This window comes from Micromonospora sp. NPDC023888 (genome assembly GCF_040639415.1).
In the GTDB taxonomy this organism is placed as follows: domain Bacteria; phylum Actinomycetota; class Actinomycetes; order Mycobacteriales; family Micromonosporaceae; genus Micromonospora.
Genome location: NZ_JBEZZW010000015.1, coordinates 94314 through 113606 on the forward strand (window position 1 = coordinate 94314; position 19293 = coordinate 113606).

Genomic DNA, 19293 nt, shown 5'->3' on the forward strand with positions numbered 1-19293 from the left:
GCCGGGGAGCCCGTGACGGCGACGCCGCTGACCTGGGTGGGATGCGCCGGTCCGTCGGTGGGTGCCGACGTCAGCCCGGTGGGGCCGCATATCCTGGGGCGCGGGCGGCGACGAGGGGGAGCAGGTGCTGGTCATCCACGGGCTGTGGAAGCCCTGCGACGGCTCGACCGGCGGCCTCTCCGTCTGGGCCGAGGACAGCGCCGTGCCCCAAACGCCGACCCGTCCCAGCCGGTCGCCCCGGGAACGCCCGCACCCCTTCGCCGCCGGGCACGCCGACCTGGTCGCCGTCCTCGCCCACGCCGCCGAACCGGCCCACCCCGGCACCGCCCTGCTCACCCTGCCCACCCGGGCCGGCGCGCCGACCGACTCGCCCGAGCTGATCCGGACCGCCGTCGCACCCCCGGCCCGCAGCCGGCTCACCCTGGCCGGGTGGCGCGTCCCCGTGCTGGTGTACGCCCCAGACGACGCGCTCTCGCTGCTCCGCGCGCTGGACGACCTCCCGGCGGTGCCCGGGGCCACCCTGCGCCACCTCGCCGAACTGGCCGACTTCGCCGTCGACCTGGTGACCCGTGGCCGCCTCCTCCCCGGCGTCGCCGCGTCGGCGGGGTGTCCCACGCCGGCGGGCGTCGTCGCCGCGGCGGCTGTCACGTCGGCGAGCGGCGCGGTGGCAACCAGGACGCCGGCGATCGCCGCGCCGACGGGCAGTGCCGCGGCAGCCGGTGGCACTGTCGCAGGGGCTTCGTCGGGCGATCCTGCGCAGGTGTCGGCGCGCGCGGTCTGGCGGCCGCTGTTGACCGGCACCGACGCCGCCTGGGCGCGTTCGCTGGCGTTGGCCCTGCCGCCAGCCGCCCGAGCCGCAGTGGAACCCGCCACCCTCAACGCGGCCGGCACCGCCGCCGTGGCCGGTGCTTCGGGCGGGAGTGAGCTGACCGCCGCCGAGGTGGTCGCGGATGCGCTTGACGTGCTCACCGACGCGGCCGCGCGGGTCGCTCTGGCGACCACCACCCTGGCCCGGGGGCTGCGGCCGGGTGGCCCGGCACCGGCCTGGTTGGCGGCGCTCGCCGGCCCGCGGCGTGACTTCACAGTCGATCCCACGGCGCTGGCCACGCTGCGGGCAGAGCTGGACGCCTGGCAGCGGGACGCCGCCGGCGGCCCGGTGCGGGCCAGTTTCCGGCTGGCGGAGCCGGCTCCGGACGAGGTCACCGAACCGATCCTGGCGACCCGACCGGCACCGGCCGAAAGCACGTCAGCACCGATGGCGAGCACACCGGCGTCGGTCGAGGCGACCGGCGGTGGGCGTTGGCGGCTGGAGTTCGGGTTGCAGGCGGCGGACGAACCCGGCCTGCACGTCGACGCCGGGCAGGTCTGGCGGGCACCGCAGACACTCGGCGGCCTGGCCGGCCGGACGACGAGCCCGCAGGAGACACTGCTCGCCGAGCTGGGCCGGGCCAGCCGGCTCTGGCCGGACCTGGACGCCGCGCTGCGTACCGCCGCCCCCGAGGCGATGGACCTCGACGTGGACGGGGCGCACCGGTTCCTCAGCGAGGGCGCCCCGGTGCTGCACGCGGCCGGTTTCGGGGTGCTGCTGCCGTCGTGGTGGCAGCGTCCGTCGGCGCGGCTCGGCGCCCGGTTGCGGGCCCGCAGTCGCACCGCGCCCGGCACGGTGGGTGGCACCGAGGCCGGTGTCGGTCTGGACGCCCTTGTCGACTACCGCTGGGAGATCGCTCTCGGTGACCAGCCGCTGTCCGCCGAGGAGTTGGCGGCGTTGGCCGAGACGAAGACCCCGCTGGTGCGGCTGCGCGGCAGGTGGGTCGAGCTGGACCCGGGGCGGCTCGCCGCAGGTCTGCGTCTGCTCCGCTCGGCAGGCGAGTTGACCGTCGCCGACCTGCTCCGCCTCGGGCTGGCCGACGGCGAGGCGACCGGGGCGCTGCCGGTGCTGGAGGTGACCGCCGACGGGGCGCTCGGCGACCTGCTCGCCGGGGCGGTGGAGCGCCGGCTCACGCCGCTGGACCCGCCGCCGGGTTTCCAGGGGACGCTGCGGCCGTACCAGCAGCGCGGGCTGGCCTGGCTGGCGTTCCTGCGCTCGCTCGGCCTGGGTGGCGTACTCGCCGACGACATGGGGCTGGGCAAGACCGTGCAGTTGCTCGCCCTGCTGGCCGGGGACCCGCCGGAGGCCGGACCGACGCTGCTGGTCTGTCCGATGTCGCTGGTCGGCAACTGGCAGCGGGAGGCGGCACGGTTCACCCCGGGGCTGCGGGTGCACGTACACCATGGGGCGGAGCGGGCGCGGGGGGCGGAGTTCACCGCTGCCGCGCACGGCGCGGACCTGGTTCTCACCACCTACTCGGTGGCTGCCCGCGATGCCGTCGACCTGGCCGGCATCGACTGGCACCGGGTGGTGGTGGACGAGGCGCAGGCGATCAAGAACGCGTCGACCCGGCAGGCCGAGGCGGTCCGCGCGCTGCCCGCCCGGCAGCGGGTGGCGGTGACCGGTACGCCAGTGGAGAACCGGCTCGCCGACCTGTGGTCGATCATGCAGTTCGCCAACCCGGGGCTGTTGGGGCCGGCGGCGACGTTCCGCAAACGGTTCGCCGAGCCGATCGAACGGCACGGCGACGCCGAGGCCGCCGAGCGGCTACGCCGGATCACCGGTCCGTTCGTGTTGCGCCGGCTCAAGACCGACTCGTCGATCATCTCGGATCTGCCGGAGAAGCTCGAGATGGACGTGCTCTGCAACCTCACCGCCGAACAGGCAGCCCTGTACCGGGTGGTGGTCGACGACATGCTGGCCCGGATCGAAACGAGCGACGGCATCGAGCGACGCGGCCTGGTGCTGGCCACCATGACCCGGCTCAAGCAGGTCTGCAACCACCCGGCCCAGTTGCTGCGGGACGGCTCCCCGCTGGAGGGCCGCTCCGGCAAGCTGGCCCGGCTGACCGAGATCATGGAGGAGGTGCTGGCGGCGGGGGAGCGGGCGCTGCTGTTCACCCAGTACGCCGAGTTCGGCGCGATGCTGCGCGGTCACCTGTCGGCGCGGTTCGGTCGGGAGGTGCTGTTCCTGCACGGCGGCCTCGGCAAGGCCGAACGGGACGCGATGGTGCAGCGCTTCCAGTCCGCCGACGGTCCGCCGCTGTTCGTCCTGTCCCTCAAGGCCGGTGGCACCGGGCTCACCCTGACCGCGGCGAACCACGTGGTGCACGTGGACCGGTGGTGGAACCCGGCGGTGGAGGACCAGGCCACCGACCGGGCGTTCCGGATCGGGCAGCGCCGACGGGTGCAGGTCCGCAAGTTCGTCTGCGCCGGGACGGTGGAGGAGAAGGTGGCCGCGATGATCGCGGACAAGCGCAGCCTCGCCCAGCGGGTGGTCGGCACCGGCGAGCAGTGGATCACCGAGCTGTCCACCGGCCAGTTGCGTGACCTGTTCGCCCTGGAGGCCGGGGCGGTGGTGGAGTGAGCCAGCCGAGTACCGACCGGTTCGCCGACTACGGGCGCCCCCGCCGGGTCGACGGGGGCCTGCGGGCGCGCAGCGCCCGGGGGGCGATCGGCCGCTCCTGGTGGTCGCGGCGTTTCCTGGAGGTGCTTGAGTCGTTCGCGCTCGGCACCCGGCTGACCCGTGGGCGGTCCTACGCGCGGGCCGGTCAGGTGCTCACCCTCGACATCGCCCCCGGACGGGTCAGCGCGGTGGTGCAGGGCTCCCGGCCGCAGCCGTACCAGGTGTCCATCGCGCTGGAGCCGTTCCCGGCCGCGCTCTGGTCCCGCATCGAGGCGGAGCTGGCCGGCCAGGCGTTCTTCAGCGCCCGGCTGCTCGCCGGGGACCTCCCCGACGAGCTGGAGGAGCTGTTCGTCGCCGCTGGCGCGCCGCTCTTCCCGGCCGGCGTGGACGAGCTGACCCAGCGGTGCAACTGCCCCGACTTCGCGGTGCCGTGCAAGCATCTCGCGGCAACGTTCTACCTGCTGGCCGAGGCGTTCGACGCGGACCCGTTCGAGCTGCTGCACTGGCGCGGCCGGTCCCGTGCGGAGTTGCTCGACGAGCTGCGCGCCCGGCGGGTCGAGGCCACCGGAGCGGCCCTGCCACCCACACCGACCGGCCCACCGTCCGAACCGGACGGTCGACTGTCGACTGTGGATGGCCTGGCACCCGTCGGCGCGGCCCGCGCGCTCGCCGGCCTGCCGGCAACCCCGCTTGCCGAATCCGCGGACCGGTTCTGGACGCCGGCGGTGCCGCTGCCCGATCGGCCACCCCGACTGGCGACCGGCCCCGACCTTCTGCTGCGCCAGCTCGGAGCGCCAGCGCCGGCCATCGGCGGGCCGGGACTACTCGAACGGTTGCGCCGCGCGTACCGGGCGTTCGGCCCGGCCGACCGGTGAGCCGTCACGTCCACCGGCGGCGGAACCGCCACATGATCGCGGCGTTCGCCACCAGCACCACCGCGCAGATCGCGCCGGTCAACCGACCGGCGAACACGGCTATCGCCGGCAGCGACGCCCACAGCACGATGGTCAACAACATCAGGTAACGGCCCCTGCGGGCCCGAGCCCGGTGGTCCAACCGGGCGAAAAAGGCCGGGTCACTTTCCCGGAGCTGACGGGTGATCTGGTCGAACCTGCGCTGATCCTCTTTGCTGAGCATGGCGCTGCCTTCCCCTCACGCGTTCAGCGGTTCGGCGGCATACCCGCTGCTGCGGCGGCTCACGCTCGCCCGCAGCTGCTACTTTTCCGCCACGCGAGGTCACCTCACGTCCGGCTTACCCAAACCTTAAGTTTGCCTGTGGTGGTGAACGGCGTGGAACGTGTCGCGTATGGCGGGACGGTCCGGTCTGTGCCCGGCTGCCGCGCGTACGCCCTGCTGGGAAGGTCTGCGCCCGACCGTCGCCCGACGCCTGCCCGCGTTGTCGCGCTGAGCGCTGTCTTAAGTGCCCTCGCGAGGGTGTTCAGCCCACCTTGAAGGCACCTGAGCGCTTGGTTACCTTGCCGTAGCAACCCCCTCAGGCAACAGTCGCCGCACCTGCCGCACCTGCCCGGTCGCAGCTTCCGGCGCTCATCAGAAATCGGGATTGGTACATGGCCGACCAGAATGTGCCACCACGTCGACCGCGGGACGACCGCGGCTGGGACGGACGCCAGCACCACAGCGCGGACGGCTACGGCGACCCCAGCACGCCCGCGCCCTACGGGTACGACTCGCCCCACCCCTACCAGGGCGGCTACCCCGCGCAGGCCGACCCGCGCGAGCAGTACGGCGACGCTTACGCCCACGCCGGACAGCCGGCCCCCGGCCCGCGCGGACCGCAGTGGGTCGGCCCGGAGGGTCTCGGCCGGCCGGCGCCGGCGCGACCGGCCGGTGCCGGACTGCCCGCTCTGGACGATGACGACGACTCGGGTCGCAAGGTCGGCCGGCGCAAGGCCATGGTCGCCCTCGGCGGCACCGCTGCCGTCGTCGCCGGTGGCGCGGCGCTCGCCATGACCCCGCAGTTCCGTGGCCTCTTCGGCGACGAGGCGGCGGCGGCTGGCGACGCGACCGGCAGCACGGTGACCGACGGCACCGCGGCGCGGCCCAGCGGACAGCAGCCCAGCACGGTGCGTACCTACACCGAGCAGAACGAGAGCTACATGGGCTCCCGGGCCGGCGAGGCGCTGAAGAAGAACGCGCCGACGACGGGACGGACCCTGTCCGGTCCGGCCGCCGCCGCGGCAGCGACCAAGGTGACAGTCAAGACGGTGCTGGCCAAGGACCCGATCCTGCACCTGGCCCGGCGCGCCACCTTCGGGCCGACGCCCGCCGTGATCGCCGACATCAAGAGCCAGGGCATCGACGCCTGGATCCGCGCCCAGTTGGAGCCGGACAAGATCGAGCCGAGCAAGGCCGAGCTGAAGCTCTCCGAGCTGCCCTCCCTGAAGCTCGACCCACAGCAGTTGCGCGCCCAGCGGGACCAGCTCAACGAGCAGGACGCCCAGCCGGAGCGCGAGATGGTCGACGCCACCATCGCCCGGCAGATCTGGTCCAAGCGCCAACTGTTCGAGGTGATGGTCGACTTCTGGAACGACTTCCTGCACGTCGCCGCCGACTTCGACGGTGGCGAGGCCTACCGCAACTCGTTCGACCAGGAGGTCGTGCGCAAGCACGCGCTGGGCAGCTACCCGGAGATGCTTGTCGCCGCGAACAAGCACCCCGCGCTGCTGATCTACCTGAACCAGAAGGACTCCCGCAAGGACGCGATCAACGAGAACCTCGCCCGGGAGAACCTCGAGCTCTACTCGGTGGGCGTCGACGGTGGTTACGGGGAGACGGACGTCCGGCAGGCGGCGCTGCTGCAAACGGGCCGCGGCCTCGACAAGGACGGCAAGTACGCCTTCAAGCCGGAGCAGCACTACGTCGGCAAGGTGAAGGTCCTCGGCTTCACCCACGCCAACGACTCCCTGGACCCGAAGAAGGCCGACGCGGCCATCGACGCGTACATCGCCTACATCGCGCTGCACCCGTCGACCGCGAAGTACGTCGCGCAGAGCCTGGCGACCCGGTTCGTCTCGGACACCCCGCCGAAGTCCCTCGTGGATCGGCTCGCCAAGACGTACACGACGAACAACGGTCTGATCAAGCCGGTGTTGATGGCGCTGTTCTGCTCCTCCGAGTTCTGGGCCGGCGTGGGCCAGAAGGTGCGCCGGCCGATGGAGTACCTGGTCGCCACGTACCGCACCCTGGGTGTCTCACCCGAGGCGTCGCCGAAGCACAACAACGGCGACAACAAGCGCACCCCGTACGCCCGGGGCCTGCGGCAGATCCACGACAAGCTGCGCGAGCTGGGCCACTACCCGATGGGTCAGCCCACCCCGGACGGCTACCCGGATGTCTACGTCGCCTGGACCTCGGCCGGCACCATGGTCAACGGCTGGAACGAGGCGGGCGAGATCATCGCCGGCTACCGCACCGCCTTCACGTACACGGCGCCGGAGAAGCTGGTCGCCAAGCCGCCGGCCACCGCCGGGGCGTACGTGGACGCGCTCTCCCAGCGGCTGGTGGGTCAGAAGCTGAGCACGCGGGAGAAGAACCTGATCCTCGGTGTGGCCGGTGTGCCGGCGACTGCCAAGGTCGACGCCACGTTCAACGGGGCCATCACCGCCGTCGCGCGGGCGATCCTCGCTTCCCCCCAGCACCACCTCCGGTGAGGCACCCGATGGAGAAGACTGTGTACAACTCTTTCCCCCTGCACCCCGAATGCCCCGACGTGCGACGGCTGGCCGACAACCCGGCCGAGGCGTTGCTGCGCGCGGAGGCGGACATCGTCGCCGCCGAGAGCGCCGCCGAGCGGGACCGCTACCGCACTCTGGAGAACCTGGAGGAGGCCCAGCAGGACGGCCGTGGCGTCACCCGGCGGACCTTCGTCGCCGGTGCCGCGGCCACCGCCACCGCCCTGGCCACCGCCCAGTTCGTCACCACGTCGGCGTCGTTCGCGGCGACCAAGACCGGCACCCTGATCCACGTCTTCCTCTACGGCGGCCTGGACGGGCTGAGCCTGGTCGCGCCGGACAACGACCCAGTGCTCGCCAAGGACCGTCCCGACCTGCTGCTCGGCAACGACTCGCTGGCTCTGGCCCGTGGCTTCAAGCTGACCAGCGCGTTCAAGCCGCTGGAGAAGTGGCTCACGGCCGGTCAGCTCGGCTTCGTCCCGGGCACCTCGGACCCGCGGCTGTCGCGCAGCCACTTCCAGGCCGCGGACGCCTGCAACCTGGGCGGCCTGCCCAACGAGACCGGCGGCCGGGGCTGGCTCGACGGCCTCGTCGACCACCTGGGCAAGGGCACCGCGTTCCGCAGCGTCGGCATCGGCAGCACCCTGCCCCGCTCGCTGGTGGGCACCAACGGCGCGCTGTCGCTCAACAACGTGGGGTCGCTGCGGCTCAACGGCGACCAGAAGTTCCGGGCCGCCACCGAGGCGGCCATCAAGGGGCTCTTCACCGGGATCAACCACCCGGTGGAGGAGGCCGTGCAGGAGGGCATGGGCGCGCTGGCCACCGCCCAGCAGTTGGCCGCCAAGCCGTACGAGCCCGCCGAGGGCGTCAAGTACGAGGGCGTCGGCAACTCGTTCAAGCAGCTCGCCCAGCTCATCAAGGGCGGGGCGAACGTCCGGGTCGCCACCGTCGGGATGGGCGGTTACGACACCCACGAGAACCAGGGCACCGCTGCGGGCGGCCAGTTGCACCGCCGGTTGAACGAGCTGGCAAGCGCGATGGCGGCCTTCTTCACCGACCTCGGCCCGCAGGCCGCCGACGTGACGATCATGGTGTCCAGCGAGTTCGGTCGCCGGATCCGCTCCAACACCGGCGGCACCGACCACGGCCACGGTGGGGTGGTCACCATCCTCTCCGGCAAGAAGCTGGCCGGTTCGCTGCTCGGCGACTGGAACGGTCTGGACAAGCCGGACTCCGGTGACGTGCCGGAGTACAACAACATGTTCAACGTGTACGGCGCGGTGGCCCAGGGCCGGTTCGGGCTCACCAACGCGGAGGTCGAGACGATCTTCCCCCGCCAGAAGTACGCCCCGATGAAGCTGTACGCGTGACGTACCCGCACACCCACGCCGCCGGCCGCCGTACCGGGACCTCGTCCCGGCACGGCGGCCGGTCGGCTGCTCCCGTACCCCCGCAGGTCCCGGACCGGCGCGGACCCGGCGGCCGGCGGCTGCTGGGCCTGCTGCTCCTGGTCGGCCTGCTCGCCAGCGTGCTGCCGTGGTGGTTGGGCACCCCCGCCGGTTCGCTGCGCAGCACCGCGGCCACCGTCACCGCGGCGGGTCGGATCAGCGGTCTGATCGCCGGTTACCTGCTGCTGGTGCAGGTGTTGATGATGAGCCGGCTGCCGGTGCTGGAGCGGTGGATCGGCGGCGAGCAGATCGCCCGCTGGCACCGCGACGTCGGCGCCACCCTGCTGGTCGCCGTGCTGGCGCACCTGTCGCTGATTCTCGTCGGCTACGCGGACCTGCGGAACCAGTCGATCCTGGCCGAGGTCGGCACGCTGCTCGGCGACTACGAGGACATGGTGTCGGCGTTCGTCGCCACCGGCATCATGATGCTGGTCGGCCTCAGCAGCATTCGGGCGATCCGCCGGGCGCTGCCCTACGAGCTGTGGCACCTGCTGCACCTGTCCAGCTACCTGATCCTGCTGCTCGGCTTCGGCCACCAGTTCACCCACGGCGCGCAGTTGTACAAGCCCGGTCCGGTCCGCACCGGTTGGATAGCGCTCTACCTGCTGGTGGTCGCCGCCCTGCTCTGGGGTCGGGTGCTCGCGCCGTTGACGTTCAACCTGCGCTACCGGCTGCGGGTCGCCGACGTGGTCGCCGAAAGCCCCGACACCATCTCCATCTACCTCACCGGTGAGCGGCTCGGCCGGCTGGCGATGCTCGGCGGCCAGTACTTCCGCTGGCGCTTCCTCACCCGGGGTTGCTGGTGGCAGTCGCACCCGTTCTCCGTCTCCGCCGCCGCGAACGGTCGCTGGTTGCGGCTCACCGTCAAGGTCGTCGGCGCGCACACCGCGGACCTGCGCGACCTGACCCCGGGCACCCGGGTCTGGGCCGAAGGCCCGTCGGGCACCTTCACGGCCGCGCACCGGGTCCGCGAGCGGGCCCTGCTGATCGCGGGCGGCAGCGGCATCACGCCGATCCGGGCGATGCTGGAGGAGCTGCCGCCGGGCGCGGCCCTGATCTACCGGGCCCGTACCCCCGCCGACGTGCTGCTCAGCCGCGAGCTGGACTGGCTGGCCCAGGAGCGCGACACCTCGGTCTGGTACGTCATCGGCTCCCGCGACGACCCCGGCCCCCGCCAGTTGATGAGCCCGGACGGGTTGCGGCAACTGGTGCCCGACGTGGCCCGGCGCGACGTCTACCTGTGCGGGCCACCCGGCCTGGTGGAACAGTCGGTCCGCGCGCTGCGCCGCGCCGGCGTGCCCCGACGGCAGATCCACCTGGCCACGTTCGAGTTGTAGGAGAGGCATCCCATGCGTCGCGCGTTGCTCGCGATCACCGGTCTGGCCGCCAGCACCACAGCGCTCGTGGTGTTCAAGGGCTCGCCGGGCACCACCCAGGTCGCCCAGAACCTGCCGACCGCCCAGCCGGTCAACCCCACCCCGCAGGATGTGGACCCAGGCGCCGAGCCGGCCGCCGACCCGGTGGCGGGGGCACCGACACCGTCGGTGGCGCCCCAGCGCGCCGTCGTCGCCCAAACCCAGCAAGAGCACCGCCCGGCCGCCCGGCAGCCCGCGCACCACCACGAAGGCTCCGACCGCGCCACGGACCACCACCAAGGCGCCGCAGCCGACCACGCGGCGGGTCACCGGGCCGGGCGTGGACAACGAGTACGGGTTCGTGCAGGTGCAGATCGTGGTCTCCGGCAACCGCATCGTCGACGCCGTCTCGCTGTCGCTGCCCAGCGGCGGCGAGTCCGACATCCACAGCGGCGACGTCAGCAGCAGGTACGACGGCTCCGGCGGCGAGGTGGTGCAGAAGCAGAGCGCCAACGTCAACACCGTCTCCGGCGCCACCGAGACCAGCAACTCCTACAAGCAGTCGTTGCGGGGCGCGATCGAGGAGGCGTTCTGACGTGCCGGCCGCGATGACCCGACCGGGGCTGTGCCGGGTCGAGCAGATCATGGGTACGGCGATCACCGTCGACCTGGCCGACGACCTGCCGCCGGCGACCCTGCACGAGTTGGCGGACGAGGTCTTCACCTGGATGCGCGAGGTGGACGCCCGGTTCAGCACGTACAAGCCGGACAGCGAGGTGTGCCGCTTCGACCGGGGCGAGGTGCTGCTCTCCGAGGCGTCCGCGGAGCTGCGGTTCGTGCTGGAGGCCTGCGCCGACCTGTGGGGTGCCACCGACGGGTTCTTCGACGCGTACGCCACCGGGCGGCTCGACCCGTCCGGCTTCGTCAAGGGGTGGGCCGCTCAGGTCGCCTCCGACCGCCTGCTCGCCGCCGGTGCCGTGAACCACTGCGTGAACGCCGGCGGTGACGTGCGGGTACGCGGCTTCTCCTCGGCCGGGGCGCCGTGGCGCGTCGGCATCCGGCACCCCTGGGACGCCATGGCGACCTGCCTGGTGCTCACCGGCACCGACCTGGCGGTGGCCACGTCCGGTGTCTACGAGCGGGGCCGGCACGTGCTGGACCCGCGCCGGGGCGCACCGGCCAGCGGGTTGCGCTCGGTGACAGTGGTCGGCACGGACCTCGGTGTGGCCGACGCGTACGCCACCGCCGCCCTCGCCATGGGGGCCACCGGTCTCGGCTGGCTCAACGGCCTCGACGACCACACCCACGCGGTGGTCACCGACGATGCCCGCCAGTACCAATCCGTGGCGCTCCCGTTCACCGACTAGCGGATCGGGCGGTGGGTGCCGGCCGGGCGGGAGCCGGTGGGGCGTGGGCGGCCGGGGCGCGAGCCGGACGGCCGGGTGCCGGCCCACCGGTGGCGTCGGTGGCTGCGGCGGGGCGGTTCGGTGCCGCCGGGATGAGGCGCCCTGTCGTTCGTGGACATCGTTCCCCCGTTCGTGGCGCGCGTTCGCGCCGTCTCCCTGTCAACGAGGACCGGCGCTCCGGCGACGCTGTCGGGCACCTGATGGAATCGCTGGAGGGGCCTGCCTCACATGCCTCGACGGGGCAGTGGCAGGTGACCGGGGAGCAGGTCGGGGGCGAGGGTCACCCCGGCGGCGCGCAGCGCCCCGATCAACGTGTTCTGCACGAGGTACGAATCCGGAAGTTGCCAGCGGGCCTGCTCGGGGGCGACCGCCCAGCGGACCGTGCCCTCCGGCAGCCGGGTGGGCGGCGCGGGGATCCACGAGCCCGGCCCGTGCCGGACCACGTGGAAGCAGTGCTCCAACTCCGGCCGGAGCGGGTCGCCGGGGCGGACCAGGAACATCCACCGCCCGGTGGGGGTGACGAGCACCGGCCCGCGTACGCCGGTGCCGGCCGGGTGGATCTGCACCGCGTCGAGCACGTGCCGGCCCAGGTGGGCGGGCACCTCCAGCACGTCGAAGGCGCGGCCGGTGGGCAGCAGCACCCCGTGTGGGCGGTTCCGCCACCAGGTGGCGACCCGGGCCGGGTCGGCGCTGGCGGCCAACTCCCAGTTCTCCAGGGCGGGGTGGCAGCCCACTGTGGGACAGCCGGCCCGGCCGCAGACGAAGCGGCTGCGGGCCAGACAGGCCCCGGGCGTGACCTCCCACCCGTGTGTGGCGTACCGCATGGCGACCCGGCGCAGCCGGACTCGTTCCAGCGGCGACAGTTCGGCGACGCGCGGTCCGACGTTCCCCCACATGTGTGCCATCTCCCCTCGTCGGGCCCGGCGGTCGCCAGGTCGCATGTCGAGCACCGTCACTGCCGTAACCCACGATCGTTGAGGTTGACGAACGGCTCGTGCAACTTGCACGAAAAGTACGAGGACTGGCTGTACGGCTGACGTACATCGTGTGCGACCAGCGAAAACCTGAAAGTGAACGACAGTCGCCGTACCCGCGGACATCGCCCCGGCTCGATCGGTCGGCGGCGGCAGGGGAGGATGGGCAGATGGACGAGCTACCCATAGGACGGCGAGTGGCTTACTGGCGGGGCCGCCGCAAGATGTCGCAGCAGGTCTTCGCCGACCGGCTGGGCAAGTCCAAGAGCTGGGTGGACAAGGTCGAACGCGGCGTCCGCCGGTTGGACAAGTTCTCCGTCCTCTACGAGATCGCCGACATCCTCCAGGTCGATGTGCAACTCCTCCTGGGCAAGGACCCGGAGCGCCGCACCGACGCGCTGAACTGCATCGACCAGGTCGAGGTGCAGGAGATCCGGGCGGCGCTGGAACGCTACGACTCGATGAGCGCGTACTTCGACGCGGTGCCGTGTCCGCCGCCGCTGGAGGACCTGCGCAAGGCCGTCAACCACGCCTGGCTCACCTACCAGTACGGCCGCTACGGCATGCTCACCCGGGCGCTGCCCAAGCTGCTGCGTGACGCGCAGGCCGCCGACGCCGCCTACGGCGGTGACCGGGCCCCCGAGGCGGCCCACCTGCTCGGGCAGGTCTACCAGATCGCCTCCTCGGTGCTGCGCAAGCTCGGCGAGTGCGAGCTCGCCTGGTTGGCCGCCGACCGGTCGATGGCGGTGGCCCAGCGGGCCGACGACCCGCTGCTGGCCGGCATCGCCACCACCCGGGTCTGCAACGCGCTCGTCGCGATGGGCCGGGCCCGCCCCGCGCTGGAGCTGAACGTCCAGATCGCCAACCGGCTCGCCCCGGGCGGCAGCAACGAGGTCACCCCGGCCCGCCTCTCCGTCTACGGGATGCTGCTGCTCCAGGGTGCGATGGCCGCGTCGCGCATCGGTGACACGGCAAGCGTCGACGACCTGATCAACTGCGCGCAGGAGGCCGCCACGCTGCTCGGCGGCGACCACAACCACTACTGGACGTCGTTCGGCCCGACGAACGTCGAACTGCACCGGGCCGCCGCCGCGGTGGAGCTGGGTGACGGAGGGCGGGCCGTGGAGGTGCACCAACTGCGCATCGCGGAGCACGCCTTCAACGCGCTGCTGCCCGAACGTCGCGCCCACCACCTGCTCGACATCGCCCGCGGGTACGCCCAACTGGGCGACGTGGCGAACGCCGGCGAGATGCTGCTGCTCGGTGACCGACTGGCCCCGTCGGAGGTCCGCTGCCGGCCGATCGCCCACGAGGTGATGTCGGACATCCTTCGTCGCACACGTGGTGCGCCGCCTTCTCCGGTAGCGGAGTTGGCTGAGCACATGGGAGTAGGGGTATGAGCGCGGAGCCGGTTTGATGGCCGGTTCACCACGTCACAGCGGGCACCGGCAGGTGCTCTACGTCATCGCCTGCGGTTCACCGCTGGCCCGGCACGTCGGCCGTCTGGTCGACCTCGCCCAGCAGGATGGTTGGGACGTCTGCGTGGTCACCACGCCGGACGGAGCGAAGTTCGTCGACCAGGCCGCACTTGCTCGGCAGACCGGCCACCCGGTGCGGACGCACTACAAGAATCCCGGTGACCCGGACGTGTTGCCGCCCGCCGACGCCATGATCGTCTGCCCGGCCACCGTCAACACGGTCAACAAGTGGGCGGCCGGGATCGCCGACACCCTGGCGCTCGGGCTGCTGGTCGAGGCGCAGGGCAAGGGCGTCCCCATCGTCGCGGTGCCGTACACGAACGCCGCGATGGCCGCCCACCCCGCGTTCCGTACCGGGGTGGCCCGGCTGGCCGAGTGGGGTGTCACTGTGCTCTTCGGTGACCACGTGATCGCCCTGCATCCGCCCGGCACGGGGGAGCAGCACCTGCACGCCTTCCCGTGGGCGATGCCGCTCACCGCTCTGCACGCCGTTTCCGTGACCGCTGCCTGACGCTCACCAGCGCGGCCTGCCGGCGACGCGGCCGGGCCGGGTGTCACCGCTGGACCGCCCCCGCGCCGGTAAGCTGGCCCGCCGTGAGCACAAGCAGATCCGCCCCCACGGTGACCGACGTGGTGGCCGAGCTGGAACGGCGCTATCCACCGGTCTGGGCCGAGGAATGGGACCGGGTGGGCCTGGTGCTCGGCGAGCCGGCCGCCCCGGTCCGCCGGGTGCTCTGCGTGGTCGACGTGGTGCCCGAGACGGTCGCCGAAGCCCTCGCTGCCGACGCGGACATGATCATCGCGCATCATCCGCTGCTGCTGCGCGGCGTCTCGTCTGTCGCTCCGACGACCTTCAAGGGCCGGATCATCCACCAGTTGATCCGGGCCGGGGTGGCGCTCTACGCGGCGCACACCAACGCCGATGTGGCCGCCCCGGGTGTCTCCGACGCCCTCGCGGCCCGATTCGGGCTGACCGGTCTGCGCCCGCTACAGCGGCCCGCGCCCGGCTCGCCCGCCCACGGCGACGACCGGGGCTTCGGCCGGATCGGGGAGCTGCCGCAGCCGATGACTCTCGCCGAGCTGACCCGGCACGCGGCCGCCGTGCTCCCCGTCACGTCCTGGGGAGTTCGCGCCGCGGGGGATCCCGGGCGTATGGTTCGTACCCTCGCCGTCAGCGGCGGGTCGGGGGACAGCTTCCTCGGCGCCGCGACCGCCGCCGGGGTGGACGCGTTCCTCACCGCCGACCTGCGGCACCACCCGGCCGGCGAGCACCTCGCCGCCGATGGTCCCGCCCTGATCGACGCCGCCCACTGGGCGACCGAACGACCGTGGCTGGACGACCTGGCCGCCCTCCTGCGGGAGGCGCTGGGCGTCGAGACGCTGGTGTCCGACCTGGACACCGATCCGTGGACCGTGCACGCCGCCGCACCCGCTGTGGACGACAAGGAGCCCGACCGTGAAGGCTGACCCCCAGGTGCAGCGCCGCCTGCTCGACCTCCAGGCGATCGACACCAACCTCGCCCAGCTCGCCCACCGTCGGCGGACGCTGCCGGAGCGGGCCGAACTGGAGTCGCTGGCCCGGGAGTTGTCGTCGTTGGAGGATGAGCGGGTCCGCGCCCAGGTGGCCGTCGACGACCTGGACCGGGACATCGCCCGGCTGGAGAAGGACGTCGAGCAGGTCCGCGCCCGCAAGGAGAAGGACGAGAACCGGCTGGCCGCCGGCACCGGCCCGGCCCGCGAGCTGGAGGCGCTCCAGCACGAACTGGTCTCGCTGAACCGGCGCCAGGGCGACCTGGAGGACGCCGAGCTGGAGCTGATGGAACAGCGCGAGACCGCGCAGGGCGTCCTGGACGGCGTGGAGCAGCGGCTGGCCGAGACCCGGGACAAGCGGGCCGCGACCGAGCAGCGCCGCGACGACGCGCTTGCCGAGATCACCAAGGAGGAGGAGTTCAAGCGGGGGGCCCGTCAGCCGCTCGCCGCCGACCTCCCGGCCGACCTGGTCACCCTCTACGACAAGATCCGCGCGGACACCGGGTTGGGTGCCGCGCTGCTCACCGCGGGTCGCTGCGGCGGCTGCCGGCTGGAGCTGTCCGGCGCCGACCTGGCCCGGATCCGCAAGGCCGCCCCGGACGACGTGGTCCGCTGCGAGGACTGCCGGCGGATCATGGTCCGCACCAACGAGTCGGGTCTGTAACTCGTGGCGCCGCGGGTGGTCAGCGTCGAGGCCGACGGCGGTTCCCGGGGCAATCCCGGGCCCGCCGGTTACGGCGCGGTGGTGCGTGACGCGGAGACCGGCGAGGTGCTCGCCGAGCGCTCCGAGTCGCTCGGCACGGCGACGAACAACGTCGCCGAGTACCAGGGGCTGATCGCCGGCCTGACCGCCGCCGCCGAGCTGGGCGCCGCCGAGGTGGACGTCCGGATGGACTCCAAGCTGGTCGTCGAGCAGATGTGCGGCCGGTGGCAGATCAAGCACCCCGGCCTGCGACCCCTCGCCGCCGAGGCGGCCGGGTTGGTGGGCCGGTTCACGGCGGTGCGGTTCGCGTGGATCCCGCGCGAGCAGAACCGGCACGCCGACGCGCTCGCCAACGCCGCCATGGACGCCGCCGCCGGCCGACCCGCGCGGACCCCGACGACTGGACAACCTCCGGCGACGCCCGCGACGGGCAGCGACCCGGCGACCGCGCCGGCCTCGTGGGAGCCACGGCCGACCTTCACCGCCACCCGGCTGATCCTGGTGCGGCACGGCGAAACCGAGTACACCGAGCAGCGGCGCTACTCCGGCCGCGGCGACGTGCCGCTCTCCGCGAAGGGTCGGGACCAGGTCCTGGCCACCGCTGCCCGGGTGGCCGCGCTGGCCCCGTCCGTCGCGGCCGTGCTCAGCTCACCGCTGTCCCGGTGTACGGCCACCGCCGCGGCGATCACCGAAGCGCTCGGCGGGGACGTGCCGGTCCGCACCGAGGACGACCTGATCGAGTGCGACTTCGGCCAGTGGGAGGGGCGGACCTTCGCGGAGGTACGCCAGCAGTGGCCGGGGGAGATGGACGCCTGGCTCGCCTCACCTCGGATCGCCCCGCCGGGCGGGGAGTCCTTCACCCACGTCGCCGAACGCGCGCACCGCGTCATCGCCGGGCTGCTCACCGCGTACCCCGGGGAGACAGTGGTGGTCGTCTCGCACGTCTCGCCGATCAAGCTGGTGCTGCGCGACGCGCTCGCGGCCGGCGACGGGTTCCTGCATCGGCTCTTCCTGGACGCGGCCGGCATCTCGGTGCTCGACATGTGGCCCGACGGCGGCGTCGCCGTCCGCACGGTCAACGACACCGCCCACCTCGCCGCGCTCTGATCACCGCTCGCCGTCTCGTGCGGGCGGCCGTCATTCGGCGCACCGCACTCGCCGCTCGGCGCACGATTCGCCTCTCGGGACGCGTGACGGCCATCACAGGGTCGTAGCCTCCGGCCGTTACATCGAGAGCCTCGACTCCCCGGAGGTGTGTCAGATGGCTGCACCGGAACCGGAGGCGCCCACCACGGCGCCAACCAGGGCGAAGGACCACAGCCCCTGGAACTGGTTGCTCTTCATCCCGATCGTGGTGCCGCTGATCCCGGTCTTCTTCAATGGCGACTCGCCCCGGGTCTTCGGCTTCCCCCGCTTCTACTGGCTGCAACTGGCCTTCATCCTGCTCGGCGTCGGCACCACCACGTTGGTCTACCAGATGACGAAGAAGCGGGGAGGCCGCTGATGTGGCGCGACCATCTCACCGAGATCATCGTCTTCTCGTTCCTCTTCCTGCTGGTGAGCGCGATGGGCTTCGTGGCCGCGCGGTGGCGGGCACCGAAGGACATGGCGCACCTGGACGAGTGGGGGCTGGGTGGGCGCAGCTTCGGCGGCTGGATCACCTGGTTCCTGGTCGGTGGTGACCTCTACACCGCGTACACCTTCGTGGCGGTGCCGGCGCTGATGTTCGGCGCCGGAGCGGCCGGGTTCTTCGCCGTGCCGTACACCATCGTGATCTACCCGATGGTCTTCCTGGTGCTGGTCCGGCTCTGGTCGGTGTCGCACCGGCACGGGTTCGTCACTCCCGCCGACTTCGTCCGCAACCGGTTCGACTCACCGGTGCTGGCCCTGCTGATCGCGATCACCGGCATCGTGGCCACCATGCCGTACATCGCGTTGCAGTTGATCGGCATCGAGGCCGTGCTCAAGACGATGGGGGTCACCGGCGACAACGCGGTGGCCCGGCACCTGCCGATCATCATCGCGTTCGCGATCCTGGCCGCGTACACGTACCAGTCGGGGCTGCGCGCGCCGGCGCTCATCGCGTTCGTCAAGGACAGCCTGATCTACATCGTCATCCTGGTGGCGATCGTCTACCTGCCGTACAAGCTGGGCGGCTGGGGGGACATCTTCGCCGCGGCCGACGCGAAGTTCGACGCCTCACCCAACCCGAACGACGGCATCCTGCTCAACGGCAACAACCAGCTTCAGTACGTGACGTTGGCGCTCGGTTCGGCGTTGGCGCTGTTCCTCTACCCGCACAGCATCACCGGTGTGCTGGCCAGCCGGAACCGCGACGTGATCAAGCGGAACATGTCGGCGCTGCCCGCGTACAGCCTGCTGCTCGGGCTGATCGCGCTGCTCGGCTACATGGCCATCGCGGCGGGGGTGAAGCCGCTGCCCGGGGCGTCGGCCGGCAGCGTGGACAACAACACGATCGTGCCGTTGCTGTTCGACCAGCAGTTCCCGGACTGGTTCGCCGGTGTGGCGTACGCGGCGATCGGCATCGGTGCGCTGGTGCCCGCGGCGATCATGTCGATCGCGGCGGCGAACCTGTTCACCCGCAACATCTACAAGGAGTACCTGAAGCGGGACGCCTCCCCGGCCCAGGAGGCAAACGTCTCGAAGATCACCTCGCTGGTGGTGAAGGTCGGCGCGGTGGCCTGCATCGTGTTCCTCGACCCGCAGTTCTCCATCGACCTCCAGTTGATCGGTGGCGTGATCATCCTGCAGACGCTGCCGGCGGTGGCGTTGGGCCTCTACACCCGCTGGTTCCACCGCACCGGCCTGATCGTCGGCTGGGCGGTCGGCATGGGGCTGGGCATGTGGATGCTCTACCAGGTGGCCAGCCCGACGAGGAAGCACTTCGGTGGCTCGGCGTTCCCGCTGTCCGAGTTCGGGTTCGACACCACGAAGACGATCTACGTCGGGATCGTGGCGGTCCTGGTCAACCTGGCTGTCGCGGCGCTGGTGACGCTGGCGCTGCGGGCCGCCAAGGTGGCGGAGGGGGTCGACGGCACCACGCCCGACGACTACTTCGCCGACGAGGGCGACCCCCGGGTCACCCCGGGCGCCGAGAGCGACGCCGACTCGGCCCGCGAGCCGGTCGCCTGACCGCGGGTACGCCCGGGCGCCGACGTGGGTCGGTGCCCGGGCGTACCTGTGCAGGGGCGGC

General features: G+C 72.3%; 16 protein-coding genes. 14 read left to right on the forward strand and 2 right to left on the reverse strand.

Going from position 1 to position 19293, the window contains the following annotated elements; genetic code table 11:
* The first annotated feature begins 124 nt into the window (after positions 1-124).
* Complete coding sequence (locus AB0F61_RS16155; RefSeq protein ID WP_357809685.1) at positions 125-3454, forward strand: DEAD/DEAH box helicase; 3330 nt, start codon at positions 125-127, stop codon at positions 3452-3454.
* A complete protein-coding gene (locus AB0F61_RS16160; RefSeq protein ID WP_357809687.1) occupies positions 3451-4368 on the forward strand; it encodes an SWIM zinc finger family protein in 918 nt (305 codons plus the stop codon). The genes AB0F61_RS16155 and AB0F61_RS16160 overlap by 4 nt, the downstream gene beginning before the upstream one ends.
* Positions 4369-4372: 4 nt before the next feature.
* Here AB0F61_RS16160 and AB0F61_RS16165 read toward each other — a convergent pair whose 3' ends face one another.
* The gene (locus AB0F61_RS16165) at positions 4373-4630 is read right to left on the reverse strand and encodes a DUF3040 domain-containing protein (RefSeq protein WP_355028062.1); all 258 of its coding nucleotides are present in this window, start codon (positions 4628-4630) and stop codon (positions 4373-4375) included.
* Positions 4631-5061: 431 nt separating this feature from the next.
* Between AB0F61_RS16165 and AB0F61_RS16170 the strand changes: the two genes are divergently transcribed.
* From AB0F61_RS16170 to AB0F61_RS16190, 5 genes are all read left to right on the forward strand, one after another.
* Positions 5062-7164 carry a DUF1800 family protein gene (locus AB0F61_RS16170; protein ID WP_357809690.1) on the forward strand — a complete coding sequence of 701 codons (2103 nt, stop codon included), beginning with the start codon at positions 5062-5064 and terminating at the stop codon, positions 7162-7164.
* 8 nt (positions 7165-7172) lie between these two features.
* Complete coding sequence (locus AB0F61_RS16175; protein ID WP_357809693.1) at positions 7173-8555, forward strand: DUF1501 domain-containing protein; 1383 nt, start codon at positions 7173-7175, stop codon at positions 8553-8555.
* Positions 8552-9970, forward strand: a complete 1419-nt coding sequence (locus AB0F61_RS16180) for a ferredoxin reductase family protein (protein WP_357809696.1) — start codon at positions 8552-8554, stop codon at positions 9968-9970. The genes AB0F61_RS16175 and AB0F61_RS16180 overlap by 4 nt, the downstream gene beginning before the upstream one ends.
* Before the next feature lie 148 nt (positions 9971-10118).
* Positions 10119-10583, forward strand: coding sequence for an FMN-binding protein (locus AB0F61_RS16185; protein ID WP_357809698.1), 465 nt, complete (start codon positions 10119-10121; stop codon positions 10581-10583).
* 49 nt (positions 10584-10632) lie between these two features.
* Positions 10633-11355, forward strand: a complete 723-nt coding sequence (locus AB0F61_RS16190; protein WP_357809864.1) for an FAD:protein FMN transferase — start codon at positions 10633-10635, stop codon at positions 11353-11355.
* A 263-nt stretch (positions 11356-11618) separates the two neighbouring features.
* Here the strand turns inward: AB0F61_RS16190 and AB0F61_RS16195 are convergent, their stop codons facing one another.
* Positions 11619-12290, reverse strand: coding sequence for a bifunctional DNA primase/polymerase (locus AB0F61_RS16195; protein ID WP_357809866.1), 672 nt, complete (start codon positions 12288-12290; stop codon positions 11619-11621).
* Positions 12291-12538: 248 nt separating this feature from the next.
* Here AB0F61_RS16195 and AB0F61_RS16200 point away from each other — a divergent pair, with 248 nt between their 5' ends.
* The 7 genes from AB0F61_RS16200 (at position 12539) to mctP (ending at position 19232) form a co-directional block, all read left to right on the forward strand.
* Positions 12539-13768 (forward strand): helix-turn-helix domain-containing protein, encoded by a 1230-nt coding sequence (locus tag AB0F61_RS16200; RefSeq protein ID WP_357809701.1) that lies wholly within the window; start codon positions 12539-12541, stop codon positions 13766-13768.
* A gap of 16 nt (positions 13769-13784) precedes the next feature.
* Positions 13785-14357, forward strand: coding sequence for a flavoprotein (locus AB0F61_RS16205; protein ID WP_357809703.1), 573 nt, complete (start codon positions 13785-13787; stop codon positions 14355-14357).
* 83 nt (positions 14358-14440) lie between these two features.
* Positions 14441-15313 carry a Nif3-like dinuclear metal center hexameric protein gene (locus tag AB0F61_RS16210; RefSeq protein WP_357809705.1) on the forward strand — a complete coding sequence of 291 codons (873 nt, stop codon included), beginning with the start codon at positions 14441-14443 and terminating at the stop codon, positions 15311-15313.
* Entirely contained in the window at positions 15303-16040 is a 738-nt protein-coding gene (locus AB0F61_RS16215) for a C4-type zinc ribbon domain-containing protein (protein WP_357809708.1), read from the forward strand. Before AB0F61_RS16210 ends, AB0F61_RS16215 begins: the two co-directional genes overlap by 11 nt.
* Before the next feature lie 3 nt (positions 16041-16043).
* Positions 16044-17186 carry a bifunctional RNase H/acid phosphatase gene (locus AB0F61_RS16220; protein WP_357809710.1) on the forward strand — a complete coding sequence of 381 codons (1143 nt, stop codon included), beginning with the start codon at positions 16044-16046 and terminating at the stop codon, positions 17184-17186.
* A 154-nt stretch (positions 17187-17340) separates the two neighbouring features.
* A complete protein-coding gene (locus AB0F61_RS16225; protein WP_357809713.1) occupies positions 17341-17583 on the forward strand; it encodes a DUF3311 domain-containing protein in 243 nt (80 codons plus the stop codon).
* On the forward strand, positions 17583-19232 hold the full coding sequence (gene mctP, locus AB0F61_RS16230; protein ID WP_357809716.1) for a monocarboxylate uptake permease MctP: 1650 nt from the start codon (positions 17583-17585) through the stop codon (positions 19230-19232). Before AB0F61_RS16225 ends, mctP begins: the two co-directional genes overlap by 1 nt.
* Positions 19233-19293 lie beyond the last annotated feature (61 nt).